The organism is Pseudomonas sp. FW306-02-D09B, from assembly GCF_058782685.1.
In genome coordinates this window covers 20,457-40,054 of record NZ_JBYSXY010000010.1, presented here as the reverse complement: position 1 = coordinate 40,054, position 19,598 = coordinate 20,457, and the positions used below count along the sequence as shown (strand labels likewise).

The following is a 19,598-nucleotide window of genomic DNA, read 5'->3' as shown; positions in this document are numbered from 1 at the left end:
TTGACGCCAATGGCCTGCTAGGGCAAAAACAACCACCGCGGGTGCTGGAGCGTCGGCCATCCCTGCATGATCTCTTTGTTAGGTTGCAGTTGACGTCAGTGTCAACTCGACTTAGCATCGGCCCCACTACTCAACCCCGTACGCAGTGATTCAGTTCGCTGGCAGTTGGGGTGAAAAAACCGGCTTCGGCCGGTTTTTTCGTTTTCAGGGATTGGAATTGTGCGCACAGCGTTCTTCGTCGACGGTTACAACCTTTTCTATGGCCTGCTGGCGGGTACGCCCTACAAGTGGCTGGACTTGTCGAAACTACTGGCCCATATCGCTTACGTAGAAAACCCGGCCAGCACGTTGGCATCCGTCGATTATTTCACCTCGTCTGTCAAACCTGAGCTTGCGACCCGCGGCCGAGTATCAAAGGAAGCCCAAGACTCCTATGTCCGAGCGCTGAAAGCCAGTGATGTCCGTGTCCACTATGGCCGACATCAGCTCGAGCCCGCCAAGGCCCCACGCTTCATTGATAAAAAAACCGGAGCGTCGCGTCAGGACAAAGTCGACATCTGGAAGCTCGAAGAGAAAGAAACAGACGTACATATCGCAATCAGCATGTACCGCATTGCAGCCAGACAAGCCCTCATCAGCGAGACAGATCGCATCGAACAACTGATATTGGTCTCTGGTGATACCGACATGACACCGGCCTTGAGAGCCATTCGAGAAGACTTCCCTGAGATGACCGTAGGAATCGTTCTACCTCACAGACCTGAGTTCAAGCGTGCCGCTCCAGGTTCTCTAAAAGAATTCTCACACTGGATGCGACGGGTCATCACTGCGCAGGAGCTAGAGACTCATCAGTTTCCCTCTCGAGTCCCTACACGCAAAGCACCTGCAATCAAACCCGAGTACTGGTGACGGCACGCTTCAGTCTCATCACTCCCTCACGTTCTGAGCCAACGGATACACCGACTCCCACCCACCTCCCAGCGCCTTGTACAACCCCACCATCGCCAGCGACACGCCGGTCGAGCTTTCCACAAGTTGTTCCTGGGTCGCCAGCAGCGCGCCCTGTACGGTCAGGACGTTGACGAAATCGACCACGCCTTCGACGTATTGCTGTTGCGCGGTATGCAGGGCGATCTGGTTTTGGCGCACGGCTTCGGCAAGGCTGTCGCGGCGTAGCTGGCTGGCGTTGAAGCTCGTCAACTGATCGTCGATTTCATGCCAGGCCCGCAGCACGGTTTTCTGGTAGGCCAGCGCCGCGTCCTGTTGCTGCGCCTCGCGCAAATTGAGCATACCGCGCAGGCGACCACCATCGAACAGCGGCAGGTTGAACTGCGGGCCGATGCCGAATTGACGCGAACCCCAGGAACCAAAATCACTCAATTGCATGGCCTGCGAACCGAGGTTTCCAGACAGTGTGATGCGCGGATAAAAATCGCCCTTGGCCACACCGATGCTGGCGGTGGTGGCATGCAGTCGAGCCTCGGCCTGGCGAATGTCCGGGCGCCGCTCGGCCAGTTGCGACGGCAGGCCGATCGCGACTTGACGCGGGGTTTGCGGCACCGGGGCGTCCTTCGACAACTCGGCTTGCAGCGCTTGCGGCCGTTCTCCCATCAACAGGCTCAAGGCGTTGATCAACTGCACCTGACGCTGCTCAAGTGCGGGCAGGCGCGCTTCGATGCTTGCCACCTGAGCGGCGGCTTCGGCGACATCCAGATCGGTGGCCACACCATCGGCCAGACGCAACTGCGACAACTTCAGGCTGTGCCGCGCGACCTCGAGGTTTTGCTCGGTGACAACCCGGGTGCTTTGCACGCCGCGTAGTTGAATGTAGTCCTGTGCGGTTTCCGCCAACACTGAGAGCAGCACACCCCGGCGATCATTCTCTGCCATTTCCAGAGTCGCGTCGGCGGCTTCGGCTTCGCGCCGCACACGCCCCCAGAAATCCAGCTCCCAGGAGGCTGAGAATCCGCCATCCCAGAGGTTGAACGCCGAGCGGCCGTTGTTGCCGGACGGGTCCATCAAGCCTTGCGCGCTGTTGCGTTTGTGTCCGTAGCTGCCGGTTGCGGCGGTGGTGGGATACTGCTCGGCGGTGATCACCTGGCGAGCCGCGCGGCTTTGCTGCAAGCGGCTGCTGGCGAGTTGCAGGTCGAGATTACCGGTCAATGCACGGCGGCTGAGCGCCGACAGCTGCGGGTCATGAAAGACCTCCCACCAGCGTTCGTTCATTTCGGCCGTCACCGCTTGGCTGGCAGCGGCTTTTTGTGGTTTTGACCATTCTTCGATCTGCGGTGCTTGCGGTCGCACAAAGTCCGGGCCGACGGTGCAGGCCGCCAGCGAAAACAAACCCAGCGCAACAATCACTGACTGGCCAAGGCCTTTGTGGCGAGGGAGCTTGCTCCCGCCCGAGTGCGTAGTGCTCGCAAAAAAGCTGTCGCGGTGTACCAAGGGAAACGCGGCGGCAGGTTTTGGGGACGCTTCGCGGCCCAACGGGAGCAAGCCTCCTCGCCACAGAAATGGGTGTTTGCCAGTGCTCATCGCTGGGTCACCTCACGCGCACTGGCCTTTGGTCCGACGGTGTCGATACTCGCTTCCACCGACATCCCCACCCGCAAACGCTCTGCCAGCGGTTGGCCGGGATCGAGGACGATCTTCACCGGAATTCGCTGCACGACTTTGGTGAAGTTACCGGTGGCGTTGTCAGGTTTCACGGCAGCGAAGGTCACGCCGGTAGCCGGTGCGACACTCTCGACCCGACCGGTCAAGGTTTCACCACCGAGGCTATCGACGCGCACTTCCACGTTTTGCCCAGACTGTACGTCAGAGAGTTGGGTTTCCTGGAAGTTGCCGACCACATACGCTCGCGCCAGCGGCACCACGGCGAGAATCTTGCTGCCCGGCGTGACATAGGCACCGACCCGTACCGCACGCTCGCCGACCATGCCATCCACCGGCGCCACGATGCGCGTATAGGACAGCTCGAAACTGGCCATTTCCAGCGCTGCATGGGCGCGCTTCAACCCTCCTTCGGCCGCATCACGCTGGGCCGTGAGGATTTCCACCTGCTTGCGTTCTGCCGCCAGCGCTGCGGTGGCATTGGCCAGTCGTGCGCCAGCCTGGTCGATGCGGGTGCGCGCTTGCTGGGCGTTTTGCACCGTGCCGGCGCCGACTCCGGCAAGGTGGTTGTAGCGGTTCAGTTCATGTTCGGCGAAAGCCATTTCTGCTTTCGCGGCCACCACCGTGGCCTGCGCCTGAGCGATCACCGACGCCTGGCGTTCGAGGGTTGCCCGAGCGTTTTGCAGCTGTGCCTTGGCCACCAGGGTTTCGGCATCCGCGGCTTGCGCTGCGGCGCGCAGATCCCGGTCATCGATCAGCGCCAGCAACTGCCCGGCCTTGACCTGCTGGTTGTCTTCGACCAGCACTTGCTTGATAAACCCGGCCACGCGCGGCGCGACCAGCGTGAAGTCGGCAGCGATAAACGCGTCGTTGGTGGTCTGTTGAGGTTTGTTGCCGAACACGCCCGGCGCCAACAGGTAAACCAGCACGCCAGCCGCCAACACCGCGACGGCTGCACCGGTGAGTTTGGATTTCATAGGGATCGTCATAAAAACCTTCTGTTTCAGTAAGCGTTCACGTCGGCGCGCGCGGCGGATAGATCCGCGTCGGCAGCCAGAAAATCAGCAGGATCAGCGCCAGCGCGATCCCGGCCATACACAGGTACAAGTCTGACGAGGTCAGCACCACCGCTTGCTGGTGCAACCGATGCGCGAGACCCGCGCTGTCGCTGTCGGCCAGCGGTGAGTTGCCGAGGTTGTCGACCAGCACCGTTGAGTGGAAATGCAGGCGAACCGTGGTCAGCGTATCCAGCACACCAGTGGCGATTACCGCCGCTAGGCCTTTTACGGTGTTGAACCAAGCCGACGCAAACGGCCCCTCCTGCGGACTGATGCTGCCGGTCGCGAGCATCAACAACGGCAGCACCGCCATCGGCTGGCCGAAAATCTGCAGCAATTGCAGCCCGTAGAAGTCATCGCGAATCCACGCCGACGTCAGCTGCGAACCGCCGATGCAGGACAGCGCCAACAGGCTCAAGCCGATGCCCAGTACCCAACGGCAATCGACCCAGCGCAAGTTGCACAGCGCCGCCACCAGCGGCAGCGCAATCAGTTGCGGGACGGCCATCAGCAGCATTACCGGGGCGGTCTGAATCGGCCGATAGCCTTGAACCTGCGCCAGGTAACTCGACGGGATGATGATCACCGCCAGCAACACCACCAGCACCCCGGCCAACGTCAACAGGGCGAATGACAGGTTGCGGATGCCGAGCATCTGCAATTTGAAGAACGGCACCGGTTGCGACCATTCGTTGACCAGAAACAGCACCAGCAACAACAGCCCGCCACCGAGCAGCCAACCGATCAGGCTCGACTCGAACCAGTCCAGGCGATTGCCCTGCAAGATCCCGATCACCAGCATGCAGATAGCCGGGAAGCCCAGCAGCAGGCCACGCCAGTTGAACTGTTTCAGGCGCTCCAGACGCAGCGGATCCTGTGGCAATCCATACGCCACTGCGACCATCGCCAGCAGGCTCGGCGCAATGATTTGCCAGAAGGTCCAGCGCCAACTCAGGTACTCCGTCCACAAACCCGCCAGCGGCGTGCCCAGTCCGGGGCCGAACGTCGCCGTCAGGGCATAGCCGGCCAGCCCATAGAGTTTCAGGTTGGCCGGCAAAAACCGCAGGGCGACGGTCATCAACATCGGCGGCAACGCCCCACCCGCCAGGCCTTGCAAGGTGCGCATCAGCAGCAGGCTTTCATAGTTCGGCGCGAAGGGACTCAGCACACCGAGTACAGTGAACAGGCTGATAGCGCACAGGGTGAAACGCCGCAGTGAAAAGGTCACCGAACACCAGGGCGCAAACGCCATCGCCGCCACGGAGGTCGCGGTGTAGCTGGCGACGAGCCAGGTGCCTTCGTCGTAACCAATGGCCAAGGCACCGCGAATGTCAGCCAGGGCGAGCTTGGTTACCATGTCATTCAGGCCCGACACCAGCACCGCCAACAACACACCGATCAGACCGATGATGATGCGTGGACCGAAGATCGGTGGGATACCGACGGAAGATTTGCTGGCCGCTTCGAGTGTTGCGGGGACAGCGAGGGAGGTCATGTTCAGTACAGCTCCGGATTACAGGAATACCGGGGCAGTTTATGAACGCAGACAGCTGACGAAAACTGACTTATCGACAGGTTATAAGTGCGCCAGACACACGAATCGCGAGGCTCCCTCGCCACAAAAGTAGTCTGCTGCTGTCAGGACGGCTGCGCCGCCAGCCATGTCTCATCACAACTGGCTTTCAAGGTTTCGCGCAGCCAGCGGTGGGCCGGGTCCTTGTCGTAACGCGGGTGCCAGGCCTGTGTCAGCATCAAGGTTGGCAGCGGGATCGGCAAAGTAAAGGAGCTCAGCCGCAACCCAAGTCGGGCCACGCTGAGCAATGCCTCTTTGGGAACCGGCAGAATCAGATCGGAGTCTGGCAGCACGAACATCGCCGCGTGAAAGCTGGGAGCGATCAAGGCCACGCGACGCTCCAGCCCCAAACCGTTGAGCGCCGTATCGATCGGCCCTCGGGCAATACCGCGACGAGACATGGAAATGTGCGAAAACCCGGCGAAACGCTCTGCAGTGATTTCGCCTTCAAGCAGTGGGTGACCTTCACGTACCAGACCGACAAAATGCGTGGCAAACAGGTTCTGGACCTTAACTTCCGGCGTTCGCGGGCGCGTGTTGCTGACCATCAGATCTATCCGCCCTTCGCGCAGCGCCTCATCGTCACCATCGCCCAGCGGCACAAAGCGCAACTCGCAATGCGGTGCCTGACGGTTCAGCGTGTCGATCAACCGGCCGCCGTAGACCCCGATGAAAAAGTCGTTGGCGCGCACGTTGAAACGTCGGCGTAGGGTGCGCAAATCCACCTTGTCCGCCGAACGAAAGAGCATCGCCGCCTGTTCCACTACATCACGTACCTGGCTGCGCAACTCCAGCGCCTTGGGCGTCGGTACCAACCCGCGACCGGCACGTACCAGAATCGGATCACCGAGCGCTTCGCGAACGCGGGTCAGGGTCCGGCTCATCGCCGCCGGGCTGAGGTTCATCCGCCGCGCCGCGCCTACCACACTGCCCTCGTCGAGCAAGGCGTCGAGGGCGACCAACAGGTTCATGTCCGGGAGTTGCATGCTGAGCACTCATCGCTGATCAGAATTGATTCAGGCGCAATCCTAGCAAACATCCCTATCACCACAGAACCAGAAGCCTAGCGCTGCATTCCCCAGCGCTTCACCGTGATTCGCTCCAGAGTGTCGAACACCAGGTTCTCCACCAGCAAACCGATGAGGATCACCACCGCCAACCCGGCGAACACCTTGTCGGTGTACAACTCGTTGCGGTTCTGGAAGATGTACCAGCCCAGGCCACCCTTGCCGCTGGTGGCGCCGAACACCAGTTCGGCGGCGATCAGCGTGCGCCAGGCGAAGGCCCAGCCGATTTTCAGCCCGGCAAGGATCGACGGCAGCGCGGCGGGAATCAGGATGAACAGCACAAACCGGATCCCCCTCAAGCCGTAGTTTCGGCCGGCCATGCGCAAGGTTTCCGAGACCCCGAGAAATCCCGCATAAGTGTTCAGGGCCAGTGCCCAGAGCACCGAATGCACCAGCACGAAAATCAGGCTGTTCTGCCCCAACCCGAACCACAGCAGTGCCAACGGCAACAAGGCAATCGCCGGCAATGGGTTGAACATCGAGGTCAGGGTGCTCAGCAGGTCGCGGCCGAACTGGGTCGACACGGCCAGCGTGGTCAGGGCAAACGCCAGGACGATACCGACCAGATACCCCTTGAGCAGCACCACCAGCGAAATCCCGACCTTGCCCAGCAACTCTCCGCTGAGCAACCCGTCGTACAGCGCATGGCCGGTTTGCAGGAAGCTCGGCAGCAACAGGTCATTGTCTTGATAGCGGGCGATGGCCTCCCAGAGCACCGCCAGCAGAATCAGGATCAGGCTTTTACGCAACCAGCCCTGCTGCCAGAGGCGCTGGCCAAGGGGCAATTCGCGCTCCAGCGCAACGCTCGACAGGGGTTGCAACTCAACTTCATATTCTTGTCGCGCAGGTGATGAATGGCTCATCGGGCACTCCTCCAGCCGCTCAATAAGCGATGCGGATATCGTTGAAATCCAGTTCGTGATCGCTCTCGGCAGACTGACCTTCATCGAACAGCAACCGATGAATGCGTCGTGCCGACTGCTGAAACGCCACGCCGCCAAGGCTGTGCAAATCGTATTGATGACTGTGGATTTCCGCCCGCACCCGACCGGGATGAGGCGACAGCAACAGGATCCGGTTACCCACCACCAGTGCCTCTTCGATGGAGTGGGTGACGAACAACAGGGTGAAACGCACCTCCTCCCAGAGCAGCAATAATTCCTCCTGCATCTTGCGTCGGGTCAGCGCGTCGAGCGCGGCGAATGGTTCATCCATCAGCAGGATTTTTGGTTGCATAGCCAAGGCCCGGGCAATCGCCACCCGCGCCTTCATGCCACCGGACAAGGTATGTGGATAGGCATCGGCAAACGCCGCCAGCCCGACCTTGTCGAGGTAGTGCAACGCCCGCTCTTCAGCCTCGCGACGCTTGAGGGTTTGCGAGGCCAGCAGCGGGAACATCACGTTCTGTTTGACGGTTTTCCACGGTGGCAGTTGATCGAACTCCTGAAACACCACAATCCGGTCGGGACCCGGAGCATTGACGACCTGCCCTTGCAGGCGGATCTGCCCTTCACAGGGCGCAATGAACCCTGCAACGGCCTTGAGCAAGGTCGACTTGCCGCAGCCGGAGGGGCCGAGCAACACAAAACGATCGGCGGGATCGACCTCGAAACTGACCTGATGCGTTGCCCGGACCACCCGTTGCGGCGTGCGGTATTCAAGGCTGACGTGATCGACCGCGAGCAACGCCTGGGTGCTGGCGATCGGGTTGCTGGCCGCGTGGCCTTGCAAGCGAGCGTTCATGGCAATCAGCTCCCTTGCAGCGGTTTGGCGTCCTGGAAGAAGTAGTCCTTCCACGAGTCCGGTTTGTTCTTGATCGCGCCGACGCGGTAGAGGAACTCAGCCAGCGGATATGTATTTTTCGGCGTGACGCTGAATTCGAACTGCGGGTTGTCGATGATTTTCAGCAGCGCGGCGCGGTCGATTTTAGCTTTGGTCACCCTCAGGTAAGTGTCCGCCGCTGCGCCCTTGTCGTTCTGGGCAAATTCAGCAGCCTCGGTCAGGGCTTCGATGAAGGCTTTGTAGGTTTTCGGGTTCTCGTTGCGAAATTTCTCGGTGGCGAACAGCACGGTCGGCGAATTCGGGCCCAGTAGGTCATAGGTGTTGAGCACGACATGGACGTTAGGGTTTTCCAGCGCCTGATCCTGGAACGGCGGATTGGAGAAGTGCCCGGTCAGTTCAGTGCCGCCAGCGATCAACGCAGCCGTGGCGTCCGGGTGCGGGACAGCGATGGTGTACTTGTCGAGGCGATTGAATTCCTTGTCACCCCACTGCTTGGCCGCCGCGTACTGGAGGAATCGCGACTGTACGGAAACCCCGACCGCCGGCACCGCGATACGGTCCTGCTCGGTGAAATCGGCGATGGTTTTGACCTTCGGATTGTTGCTCACCAGGTAATACGGGAAGTTGCCCAGCGAGGCGACCGCTTTGACGTTCTGCTTGCCGTGAGTGCGGTCCCAGATGGTCAGCAACGGGCCAACGCCAGCACCGGCAATGTCGATGGACCCTGAGAGCAACGCATCGTTGACCGCCGCGCCGCCGGAGAGCTGGGTCCAGTCGACCTTGATGTCGATGCCCTCTTCCTTGCCGTACTTCTCGATCAGGTGCTGGTCGCGGACTACGTTGAGCAGCAGGTAAACGATGCCGAACTGCTCGGCGATGCGAATTTCGCCTTCGGCGTGCGCCACAGTCGGTGCGACCAGACTCCCGGCGAGCAGGCTGAAACCCAGACCGATGGCGGCGGCCAGCGGCGCGAATGGAATACGTTTGGACATGGCAGGTATCTCCGAAATGCAGCCGATCAGAAAGGCGCGTCGCCCTGAATGGTGGTGCGGTAGAGCTTGCGGCGCAGATGACTCGGGCAACCGGCGGCCAGGTGAATCAGCGAGCGGTTATCCCAGAACACCAGGTCGTGGGGCTGCCATTGATGGCGGTAGATGTTTTCCGGCAACACGCTGTAGGCGTAGAGCTCGGCCAGCAGTTGCCGGCTTTCGTCTTCCGGTAAACCGACAATGCGGGTGGTGAAACCCTCGCTGACGAACAGTGCCTTGCGGCCGTTTTCCGGGTGAGTGCGAACCACCGGATGCACCACTTCGTTGACCTGAGCGAGTTGCTCCGGGGTCAGGGTCGGGCGCCAGTTGCCTTCGAATTTGTTCTCGCTGTAACGCGCGGTATAGGAGTGTGCGGCAGAGCGTCCTTCAACCGCCTTGCGCAACGCATCGGGCAGGGTGTCCCAGGCTTTGTGCTGGTCGGCGAACAGTGTGTCGCCACCTTCGGATGGCAGCTCCTGGGCATGGAGCATCGAGCCCAGGCTCGGCAGTTCTTTATAGGACAGGTCGGAGTGCCAGAACTTGCCGGCGTCACCGAGGCCGATAGCCTGGCCGTTTTCGATGATGTTGGAAACGATGAGGATTTCCGGGTGATGGGCCAGCAGAAATTGCTTGAGCACGTGGATCTGCAACACGCCAAAACGGCGGCTGAAGGCGATCTGTTGTTCGGGGCTGATGCGCTGGTCGCGGAACACCACGACGTGGTGATCCAGATGCGCGCGGTGGATCCGTGCGAAGTCCTGATCGTTGATGGGCAAGGCGAGGTTCAGGCCGATGATTTCGGCACCGACAGCCCCACTGAACGGGCGGATCTCGAACGATTGCGGCGCAAGGCTCGCGGCGCTGGGCGAAGCGGACAGTACAGGCATATATCACTCCCACGCAGAGCACGCCCAATGGCGTGCGCGTCGATCAGAAACTCACGGAGGTCCCGTGTGGGTTCATTTCGTGCGGCACGCCGATTGGTCGGTGGGTACGCAGGGGTTTGACTTTATAGATATAAGAATGCGAATTTAAATACCGTTAATGAATAACGATATGGCTTTTGTAATGTGGAGTTTTTGCGGCCGCCTTCGCGAGCAAGCCCGCTCCCACACTGGATCTCCATCGAACACAAAATTTGTGTACGGCGCAGATCTAATGTGGGAGCGGGCTTGCTCCGGGCGGCGATCCGACGAAGAGGCCATCAGCCTCACCAAAAAGTTAACGCTCGTGCAACGCCTCTGCCCGCGCCTTGATGATCGGCTTGAGCAGGTAGCTGAGAATGGTCTTCTTGCCGGTGATGATGTCCACCGAGGCGACCATGCCCGGAATGATCAGCAAGGGTTTTTCGTCGGTGCCCAGGTGGCTGCGCTCGGTGCGCAGCTTGATCATGTAGTAGGTGGTTTTCTTGTCTTCATCGGTGATGGTGTCGGCGCCGATCTGCTCCAGCTTGGCTTTCAGCCCGCCATAGATGGTGTAGTCATAGGCCGTGAACTTGACGATGGCTTCCTGGCCCGGGTGCAAAAACGCGATGTCTTGCGGACGGATCTTCGCTTCCACCAGCAGGGTGTCGTCCAGCGGCACGATTTCGACCATGTCACTGCCGGGCTGGATCACGCCACCGATGGTGTTGACCAGCAGCTGCTTGACGATACCGCGCACCGGCGAGGTCACCAGCGTCCGGCTGACGCGGTCTTCCAGCGCCTTGCCGGTCGCCTTCGCCTTGTTCAGGTCGGTGCGGGCCTCGTTGAGCTGAGTCAGCGCCTCACTGCGGAACTTGCCACGGGTCTCGTCGATCTTGCGCTGCACTTCCTTGATTGCCGACTCGGCACGCGGGATCGCCAGGGTGGTGGCGTCCAGTTGGCCACGGGTTTCGACTTCGGCGCGCTTGAGTCGCAGCACTTCCACCGGCGACACCGCGCCCTGAGCCACCAGTGGCTCAGACATGTTGATTTCCTGACGTTGCAACGCCAGACCGCTGCGGTACTGCGCCTGCTTGGAGGTGAATTCGCGCAGCTCCTGTTGTTTCTGGATTAGTTGCTCCTGCAGGCCGCCGACTTCATCGTGCAGTTGCTGGCGACGGCTCTCATAGAGTGATTTTTCGCTGGCGGCCTGACCGGGCACAGCTTTCATTGCGTCGTCAGGAAAGCTCAGCGGGCGGTCGTCGACTTCCGCGCTCAAGCGTTCTACACGCAGCAACATCGACAAACGGTCGGCTTCGGTTTCGCCAACGTTGGACTGAAAGCGCGTGTCATCCAGACGAATCAACGGCGCACCGGCTTCGACGATTTGCCCTTCGCGAACGAAAAGTTCTGCGACGATACCGCCCTCCAGGTTCTGGATTTTCTGAAGTTTGGAGGATGGAATCGCCTTGCCATCGCCTTTGGTGACCTCATCGATCACCGCAAAGTTGGCCCACAGCAGCAGGAACAGAAAGAAGCCGATGATGGCCCAGATGGTCAAGCGGACCACCCGCGGGGCGTCTTCGATCAGCGCCTTGTTCACCTCGGGCAAGGGTTGGCCTTGCAGCGATTCGGAGCCTTTGAAGTAGCGGCGGATCGAGTCGCGCATTCCGGACTTAAGCAACACTGATCTGCCCCTTCTTCAACGCTTCCATCACCGAGGCTTTTGGACCATCGGCCAGAATTTGCCCGCGATCGATCACCAGCAACCGATCGACCAGCGACAGCAATGAAGCCCGGTGCGTCACCAGCACCACGGTCTTGTTCTCTACGACGGCTTGCAGGCGTTGTTTCAAGCGTTCTTCACCGGTGTTATCCATGGCGCTGGTCGGTTCGTCGAGCAGCAGGATCGGCGGATTGAGCAGCAGGGCACGGGCCAGGGCCACGTTCTGACGCTGACCGCCGGAGAGGTTTTGCCCGCGCTCACCGACTTGCAACTCGTAACCTTGCGGGTGCAAACGGGCGAACTCATGCACGCCGGCCAGTTCAGCAGCCTGCAGAACAAGTTCGTCTTCCATGTAGCGGGCGCCGGAGACCAGGTTGTCACGCAACGTACCGGCGAGTAATTGGATGTCCTGCGGTACATAGCCGATGTTGTGGCGCAATTCGCTGACATCGATCTGCCGGATATCCACGCCATCCACCAGCAACGCGCCATCGTCCGGCTGATACAGGCCGACCAGCAGTTTGGCCAGCGAGCTCTTGCCCGAGCCGCTGCGGCCGATGATGCCGATCTTTTCACCCGGCTTGATGATCAGGTTGATGTTCTTCAGCGCCGGATTCTGCTGACCCGGGTAGGTGAAGTTCAACTGACGACACTCGATGCCACCCTGCAGGACTTTGCGGCTCAGCGGGCGCTCTTCGAAGTTGCGCTCTTGCGGCAACTCCATCATCTGGTCGACCGAGGTCATGGTGACCCGCGCCTGCTGATAACGGGTCAGCAGACCGGACAACGACGCCAGCGGGCTGAGGGCCCGACCACTGAGCATGTAGCAGGCGATCAGGCCGCCCATGCTGAGGTTGCCGGCAATGATCTGGTAAACCCCGAAGACAATCATGATCACCCCGGCCAGTTGCTGGATCAGCAGGGTGATGTTCATCGCCAGGCCGGAGAGCATTTTCACCCGCAGCTCAAGGCGGCTGAGGGTGCCGATAGTCTGCTCCCACTGGTACTGACGCTCGCTTTCAGCGTTGTTGACCTTCACCGCATCAAGCCCGGCGAGGGTTTCAATCAGGCTCGACTGACGCTCGGCCCCCAGCGCCATGGTTCGCTCCATGGTCGCCACCAGCGGCTTCTGCAAGGCGTAGCCGATCAGCAGGGCAATCGGGAACGCCAGCACCGGAATCCACACCAGGTGCCCGCCCAGCAGGGCGATCACCAGGAAAATCAGCAAGGTGAACGGCAGGTCGATCAGGCTGGTCAGGGTCAGCGAGGCGAGGAAGTCGCGCAGGCTCTGAAACTCGTGGATGTTCTGGGCGAAGCTGCCGACCCGCGCCGGGCGGTACTTCATGGCCATGCCGACGATCCGCTCGAACAGCGTCGCGGAAATGATCAGGTCGGTTTTTTTGCCGGCCAGGTCCAGGCACAGACTGCGCAGGCTTTTAAGGACCAGGTCGAACAGGTAAGCCCCGGTGATGCCGAGAGCCAGCACCCACAGGGTCGCTTCGGCCTGGTTCGGTACCACGCGGTCGTAGACGTTCATCACGAACAGCGGCGCGGCCATCGCGATGATGTTGATCAGGAAACTCGCGGCGATGGCGTCGACATACAGCCAGCGCGAGCGCTTGAGGGTATCGCGGAACCAGGAGCGCGCACGCGGGATCAGCGTGCCGTGGTTCACATCGAATTTATGTTGAGGCTGGGCGAAAAATGCTTGCCCGGTGTAATCGTCAGCCAGCAGTTCGCGGCTGACGTGAACTTCACCGCCATCGCTTTCACTGAGCAGCAGACGCGCCTGGTCATCGCCGAGCCAGCCCAGCAGCACGGCACTGCGACCATCCTTGAGCAGCAACAGTGCCGGCATGGCAATCGCCGGAATTTGCGCCAGCTTGCGTTGCAGCACCCGCCCTTGCAGGCCGGCGCGGGCCGCCGCACGCGGGAGCAACTCGACACTCAGGCGCTGCTTGGGCAATGGCAGACCGGTGGTCAGCATCGCCGCGCTCGCCGGTTTCTGGTGCAGCGTGCAGAGGGCTAGCAGGCCGTCCAGTAACGGATCGTCGTGCAACGCGCGTGGATCATGACGGAGATGAACTCGACTGGCTTCTGATTCCACGCTTGGCACTCTTGGCTAACTAACTAGAAGGATCTGCTCAATTCATACCGGGCAGTTGGACCTTGGTCTTCACATCGTTCGACACGACGGAAGCCATGGGTGCAACTACACCCTGACTTTTGAGCAATTCGCCCATGGTCGCCTTGATTCGATATTGAGTAAATAACTGAATGTTTTTGATATCCGCCAGACGACGGGAAGCGGTAAACAGTTCGTTCTCGCTGTCGAGCAAGTCGAGCAAAGTACGTTGACCCAAACTGAACTGTTGCTGATACGCGGTGCGCACGGCACTGCTGCGATCGACATATTGCTGAGCGATCGGCACTTGGGCGTTGGCGTTGTTCAGGGCATTCCATGCCAGGCCCAACTCTTCGTTCAACACGCGCAAGGCGTTGTTGCGGATATCCAGCGCCTGGTTCGACAGATAGGACTTGGATTCCAGATCAGCTTTGTTGCTGCCGCCGGAATACAGGTTGAAGCGCATGCGCAGCATGGCCTGCCATTCATTGTTATGACCAACCGCACCATCCAGATTATTGTCGGCGGTGCGGCCCAGTTCGGCATCGAAACGTGGATAGAACGTCGACTTGGCAGCATCGTACTGCTTCTCGGCCGCGGCAATATCGGACTCGGCGGAACGCAGTACCGGGCTGTTTTCGAGCATTTGCTGGCGGGCTTCATTCAGGTTCGCCGGCAGCAGCGCAAGGAAGGGTGCCGGACGCTCCAGTTGATCGGGCATCTGACCCACGGCGCTGAGGAAGTTGGTCTCGGCGTCCGCAAGATTGGTCTGCTCAGTGATCAGGTTGTTGCGGGCCTGGGCCATACGCGCTTCGGCCTGATCGAGGTCGGCACCGCTGCCCACGCCACGCGAGGTGCGCAGTTTGATCTGGTCAAAAATCCGTTCGTGGCTCTTCAGGTTCTCTTCGGCCAAGCGCACGAACTCGCGACGGGTCAGCACGTCGAGGTAAACTTGGGCCACAGTCAGTGCCGTGCGCTCGGAAGTCCCCAGCAATGAATAGGCGCGGGAGTTGACGGTGGCTTGTTGACGCCCGACTTCGCTGGATGTCGCAAAACCGTCAAAAACCATCTGCTGCAAACGCACGCTCGACTCGCCGCGGTTCAAGGTTTCCCAATGATTGTTGCCGGCGCCAGCACGAGTGGTCGGGTTGTCAGTGCCTTCACGACCATACCCCCCTAGCAGATCGACCTTTGGCAAGTAGCCACCCTGAGCGGCTCTGAGCTGATAGTCCGCGGAAAGGCGACTGTTCACCCCAGCCTGGATTTCCGGGTGGACATCCAGTGCTTGTTGCATGGCTTGAGGCAGGGTTTGAGCTTGTACAAAACTGGCAGCAAGAACAAATGGTAGAGCCTTGAACAGGTGTGAGCGCATATAAGAATTTCCCTGGACTTCTTGTCTCAAATCACAGCAGATCGCAGTGCTGCGACGGAAAATGGCAACCGAAATGACCGTATGTCGGAAAGTTAAAAATCAGAACTGGGTCACACGCTGCCGGCAGGTCGTCACACAAATATCAATGTGACATTACCGGGGCGATTGTTTAGGATGGCACCCAGAAGGTCAATAGTTTGGCACAAAGTTAATCGTGAAAAAAACCAGCCAAATTATTGACGCGGCAGCGTCAAATTAATGCGCCCCACTTTGAAAGTACGTCCAGACTGAATTGGCAGACGGCCTCTTCAGGTCTATGGAAGCCTACTGAACGGAACACTTGGAGAGTCCTCAATGAGCAGTGTTGTTGCCATCGTCAAAAGCATTGTTGGTCAAGTTTTCGCGGTGTCCCCGGAAGGCATCAGACGTGTGCTGATTGAGGGTGACCGACTGTTCACGGGCGACCAGCTCGATACCGGTCCGACGGGCGCGGTGACGCTTGAACTGGCCGACGGTCGCACGTTGGACCTGGGCCGTGATACCCAGTGGAGCGGCAGCGCTCCGGACTCCAGCACTGACTTGGCACAAGCCACTGCGCAAGCCGCGCCTTCGGTAGCAGAACTGCAACAAGCCATCCTCGCGGGCGTCGACCCGACCACTGATATAGAAGCCGCCGCCGCAGGCCCGACTGCAACAGGCACGGGTGCTGCCGGCGGAGGCCACAGCTTCGTGGCACTGGACGAAACAGCTGCCCGCGTAGCCCCGACCATTGGTTTTCCGACCGCAGGCATTGGCGCAACTACTTCCGCCGTCGACGTCACTACGGGTGGCCAGAACACCAATAACGGCACCAACGTGCTGGTTGGCTCGACCCTGAGCCTCAGTGCTACATCGACCATCACCGAAGCCGGTGGTGTGCTGGTTTACACCGCAAACGTCACCCGGGCGCCGCTGACTGACCTGAGCATCACCCTGTCCAATGGCTCGGTCATCGTCATCCCGGCCGGCCAGGTCAGTGGCAGCGTCAATGTTCCGCTGGCACCGAATGACAGTGTCTACAACGACCCGCACCAGATCACCGTCAATGTCACCGGCACCACCGGTGGTGGCGGCCTGGTGCTGACCGTCGATCCGACGCCCGCCGTCACACAGGTCACTGACACGATTGATACCACCACCGTCACCCTGACGGCAGGCTCGACCATCACCGAAGGCGGTCAGATCACCTACACCGCGACCTTGACCAACCCGGCGCAAACGCCGGTCACCGTGACCCTGTCCAACGGCTCGACCATCACCATCGAAGCCGGTAAAACCACCGGTACGGTGAACGTCGACACTCCGGCGAACGATGTTTACAAAAACGGCAGCACGGTCAGCACCACCATCACCGGGGCTACCGGTGGCAACTTTGAAAACCTGGTGCCAAGCACCACGCCAGCCGTTACCACGATCACCGATTCGATCGACAATACCGGATTGAGCCTGACGGCGACCGGTTCGGTCACCGAAGGCGGCCAGATCACCTACACCGCGACCCTGAGCAATCCGGCCGGCACGCCGATGACCGTCACGCTCAGCAACGGCGCGGTGATCAACATCGAAGCCGGCAAAACCACCGGTTCCGTGGTGGTCGACACCCCGGCGAATGACGTTTACAAAAACGGCAGCACCGTCAGCACCACCATTGAAAGCACCACGGGCGGAAACTTCGAGCAGCTGACCCCGAGCACGACGCCGGCCGTTACCACGATCACCGACTCGATCGACAACACCGGCCTGAGCCTGACGGCGACCGGTTCGGTTACCGAAGGCGGCCAGATTACCTACACCGCGACGCTGACCAACCCGGCCGGCACCGCGATGAGCGTGACCCTGTCGAATGGCGCGGTGATCAACATCGAAGCTGGCAAGACCACTGGTTCCGTGGTGGTCGATACCCCGGCGAATGACGTCTATAAAAACGGCAGCACCGTCAGCACCACCATCGAGAGCACCACCGGTGGCAACTTCGAACAGCTGACCCCAAGCACGACGCCGGCCGTCACCACCATCACCGACTCGATCGATAACACCGGCCTGACGCTCACTGCCGACAACACCATTACCGAAGGCGGTCAGATCACCTACACCGCCACGCTGACCAACCCGGCCGGTACCGCGATGAGCGTGACCCTGTCGAACGGTGCCGTGATCAATATCGAAGCTGGCAAGACCAGTGGCTCGGTGGTGGTCGATACCCCGGCCAATGACGTCTACAAAAACGGCAGCACCGTCAGCACCACCATCGAAAGCACCACCGGTGGCAACTTCGAACAGCTGACTCCAAGCACCACCCCGGCCGTTACGACGATCACCGATTCGATCGACAACACCGGTCTGACGCTGACTGCCGACACCAGCATTACCGAAGGCGGCCAGATCACCTACACCGCGACGCTGACCAACCCGGCCGGCACCGCGATGAGCGTGACCCTGTCCAACGGCGCGGTGATCAATATCGAAGCTGGCAAGACCAGTGGCTCGGTGGTGGTCGACACCCCGGCCAATGACGTTTACAAAAATGGCAGCACCGTCAGCACCACCATCGAGAGCACCACGGGCGGCAACTTCGAACAGCTGACCCCGAGCAGCACCCCAGCCGTTACGACGATCACCGACTCGATCGACAACACCGGCCTGACGCTCACCGCCAATAACACCATTACCGAAGGCGGTCAGATCACTTACACCGCCACGCTGAGCAACCCGGCCGGCACCGCGATGAGCGTGACCCTGTCGAACGGCGCCGTGATCAACATCGAGGCCGGTAAAACCAGCGGCTCGGTGGTGGTCGACACTCCGGCCAACGACGTCTACAAAAACGGCAGCACCGTCAGCACCACCATTGAAAGCACCACCGGTGGCAACTTCGAACAGTTGACCCCGAGCACCACCCCGGCCGTTACGACGATTACCGATTCGATCGATAACACCGGCCTGTCCCTGGCAGCCGACACCAGCATTACCGAAGGCGGCCAGATCACCTACACCGCGACGCTGACCAACCCGGCCGGCACCGCGATGAGCGTGACCCTGTCCAACGGCGCGGTGATCAATATCGAAGCTGGCAAGACCAGTGGCTCGGTGGTGGTCGACACCCCGGCCAATGACGTTTACAAAAATGGCAGCACCGTCAGCACCACCATCGAGAGCACCACGGGCGGCAACTTCGAACAGCTGACCCCGAGCAGCACCCCAGCCGTTACGACGATCACCGACTCGATCGACAACACCGGCCTGACGCTCACCGCCAATAACACCATTACCGAAGGCGGTCAGATCACTTACACCGCCACGCTGAGCAACCCGGCCGGCACCGCGATGAGCGTGACCCTGTCGAACGGCGCCGTGATCAACATCGAGGCCGGTAAAACCAGCGGCTCGGTGGTGGTCGACACTCCGGCCAACGACGTCTACAAAAACGGCAGCACCGTCAGCACCACCATCGAAAGCACCAGCGGTGGCAACTTCGAGCAGTTGACCCCGAGCACCACCCCGGCGGTGACGACGATCACCGACTCGATCGACAACACCGGCCTCAGCCTGACGGCGAATGGTTCGGTCACCGAAGGCGGTCAGATCACCTACACCGCGACCCTGACCAACCCGGCCGGCACCGCGATGAGCGTGACCCTGTCGAATGGCGCCGTGATCAACATCGAAGCCGGCAAAACCAGCGGTTCGGTGGTGGTCGATACCCCGGCCAACGACGTCTACAAAAACGGCAGCACCGTCAGCACCACCATCGAAAGCACCAGCGGTGGCAATTTCGAGCAGCTGACCCCGAGCACCACCCCGGCGGTCACCACGATCACCGATTCGATCGACAACACCGGCCTGACGCTCACCGCCAACAACACCATTACCGAAGGCGGCCAGATCACCTACACCGCGACCCTGAGCAACCCGGCCGGCACCGCGATGAGCGTGACCCTGTCGAATGGCGCCGTGATCAATATCGAGGCCGGCAAGACTTCCGGTTCCGTGGTGGTCGACACCCCGGCGAATGACGTCTACAAAAACGGCAGCACCGTCAGCACCACCATTGAAAGCACCACGGGCGGCAATTTCGAGCAGTTGACCCCGAGCACGACGCCAGCGGTCACCACCATCACCGATTCGATCGACAACACCGGGCTGACACTCACCGCCGACAACACGATTACCGAAGGCGGCCAGATCACCTACACCGCGACGCTGACCAATCCGGCCGGCACCGCGATGAGCGTGACTCTGTCGAATGGCGCCGTGATCAATATCGAGGCCGGCAAGACTTCCGGTTCCGTGGTGGTCGACACCCCGGCGAATGA

At 60.5% G+C, this 19,598-nt stretch carries 13 protein-coding genes; 2 read left to right on the top strand and 11 right to left on the bottom strand.

All coding sequences use genetic code 11. The features are described from left to right. The first annotated feature begins 219 nt into the window (after window positions 1-219). Window positions 220-909 carry an NYN domain-containing protein gene (locus AC3WK5_RS17465; RefSeq protein WP_054595001.1) on the top strand — a complete coding sequence of 230 codons (690 nt, stop codon included), beginning with the start codon at window positions 220-222 and terminating at the stop codon, window positions 907-909. Between the two features lie 18 nt (window positions 910-927). Here AC3WK5_RS17465 and AC3WK5_RS17460 read toward each other — a convergent pair whose 3' ends face one another. The 11 genes from AC3WK5_RS17460 to AC3WK5_RS17410 form a co-directional block, all read right to left on the bottom strand. Continuing rightward, window positions 928-2,535, bottom strand: coding sequence for an efflux transporter outer membrane subunit (locus AC3WK5_RS17460; RefSeq protein WP_256585325.1), 1,608 nt, complete (start codon window positions 2,533-2,535; stop codon window positions 928-930). Beyond that, complete coding sequence (locus AC3WK5_RS17455; protein ID WP_103319963.1) at window positions 2,532-3,602, bottom strand: HlyD family secretion protein; 1,071 nt, start codon at window positions 3,600-3,602, stop codon at window positions 2,532-2,534. The genes AC3WK5_RS17460 and AC3WK5_RS17455 overlap by 4 nt, the downstream gene beginning before the upstream one ends. A gap of 25 nt (window positions 3,603-3,627) precedes the next feature. Then, window positions 3,628-5,166 (bottom strand): MFS transporter, encoded by a 1,539-nt coding sequence (locus AC3WK5_RS17450; RefSeq protein WP_103319965.1) that lies wholly within the window; start codon window positions 5,164-5,166, stop codon window positions 3,628-3,630. Window positions 5,167-5,309: 143 nt separating this feature from the next. After that, a complete protein-coding gene (locus AC3WK5_RS17445; protein WP_054594998.1) occupies window positions 5,310-6,230 on the bottom strand; it encodes a LysR family transcriptional regulator in 921 nt (306 codons plus the stop codon). A 77-nt stretch (window positions 6,231-6,307) separates the two neighbouring features. Then, a complete protein-coding gene (locus AC3WK5_RS17440; protein ID WP_103319967.1) occupies window positions 6,308-7,174 on the bottom strand; it encodes an ABC transporter permease in 867 nt (288 codons plus the stop codon). A 19-nt stretch (window positions 7,175-7,193) separates the two neighbouring features. Next, window positions 7,194-8,054 (bottom strand): ABC transporter ATP-binding protein, encoded by an 861-nt coding sequence (locus tag AC3WK5_RS17435; RefSeq protein WP_103319969.1) that lies wholly within the window; start codon window positions 8,052-8,054, stop codon window positions 7,194-7,196. 5 nt (window positions 8,055-8,059) lie between these two features. Beyond that, window positions 8,060-9,085 (bottom strand): ABC transporter substrate-binding protein, encoded by a 1,026-nt coding sequence (locus AC3WK5_RS17430; protein ID WP_103319971.1) that lies wholly within the window; start codon window positions 9,083-9,085, stop codon window positions 8,060-8,062. A 26-nt stretch (window positions 9,086-9,111) separates the two neighbouring features. Beyond that, window positions 9,112-10,008: a TauD/TfdA dioxygenase family protein gene (locus AC3WK5_RS17425; RefSeq protein ID WP_103319973.1), complete on the bottom strand. Its 897-nt coding sequence runs from the start codon at window positions 10,006-10,008 to the stop codon at window positions 9,112-9,114. Window positions 10,009-10,342: 334 nt separating this feature from the next. Beyond that, window positions 10,343-11,710 (bottom strand): HlyD family type I secretion periplasmic adaptor subunit, encoded by a 1,368-nt coding sequence (locus tag AC3WK5_RS17420; RefSeq protein WP_103319975.1) that lies wholly within the window; start codon window positions 11,708-11,710, stop codon window positions 10,343-10,345. Further along, entirely contained in the window at window positions 11,700-13,856 is a 2,157-nt protein-coding gene (locus AC3WK5_RS17415) for a type I secretion system permease/ATPase (RefSeq protein ID WP_103319977.1), read from the bottom strand. Before AC3WK5_RS17415 ends, AC3WK5_RS17420 begins: the two co-directional genes overlap by 11 nt. A gap of 37 nt (window positions 13,857-13,893) precedes the next feature. Then, window positions 13,894-15,246: a TolC family outer membrane protein gene (locus AC3WK5_RS17410; RefSeq protein ID WP_103319979.1), complete on the bottom strand. Its 1,353-nt coding sequence runs from the start codon at window positions 15,244-15,246 to the stop codon at window positions 13,894-13,896. A gap of 354 nt (window positions 15,247-15,600) precedes the next feature. Between AC3WK5_RS17410 and AC3WK5_RS17405 the strand changes: the two genes are divergently transcribed. Continuing rightward, window positions 15,601-19,598, top strand: a 3,998-nt coding sequence (locus AC3WK5_RS17405) for a beta strand repeat-containing protein (RefSeq protein WP_492574152.1), incomplete at its 3' end; no start/stop codon positions are given.

Bases quoted from the DNA above. Each gene is read 5' to 3' on its own strand.
- AC3WK5_RS17445 (WP_054594998.1), bottom strand. From the start codon at position 6,230: ATGCAACTCCCGGACATGAACCTGTTGGTCGCCCTCGACGCCTTGCTC.
- AC3WK5_RS17455 (WP_103319963.1), bottom strand. From the start codon at position 3,602: ATGACGATCCCTATGAAATCCAAACTCACCGGTGCAGCCGTCGCGGTG.
- AC3WK5_RS17460 (WP_256585325.1), bottom strand. From the start codon at position 2,535: ATGAGCACTGGCAAACACCCATTTCTGTGGCGAGGAGGCTTGCTCCCG.
- AC3WK5_RS17430 (WP_103319971.1), bottom strand. From the start codon at position 9,085: ATGTCCAAACGTATTCCATTCGCGCCGCTGGCCGCCGCCATCGGTCTG.
- AC3WK5_RS17450 (WP_103319965.1), bottom strand. From the start codon at position 5,166: ATGACCTCCCTCGCTGTCCCCGCAACACTCGAAGCGGCCAGCAAATCT.
- AC3WK5_RS17440 (WP_103319967.1), bottom strand. From the start codon at position 7,174: ATGAGCCATTCATCACCTGCGCGACAAGAATATGAAGTTGAGTTGCAA.
- AC3WK5_RS17410 (WP_103319979.1), bottom strand. From the start codon at position 15,246: ATGCGCTCACACCTGTTCAAGGCTCTACCATTTGTTCTTGCTGCCAGT.
- AC3WK5_RS17435 (WP_103319969.1), bottom strand. From the start codon at position 8,054: ATGAACGCTCGCTTGCAAGGCCACGCGGCCAGCAACCCGATCGCCAGC.
- AC3WK5_RS17425 (WP_103319973.1), bottom strand. From the start codon at position 10,008: ATGCCTGTACTGTCCGCTTCGCCCAGCGCCGCGAGCCTTGCGCCGCAA.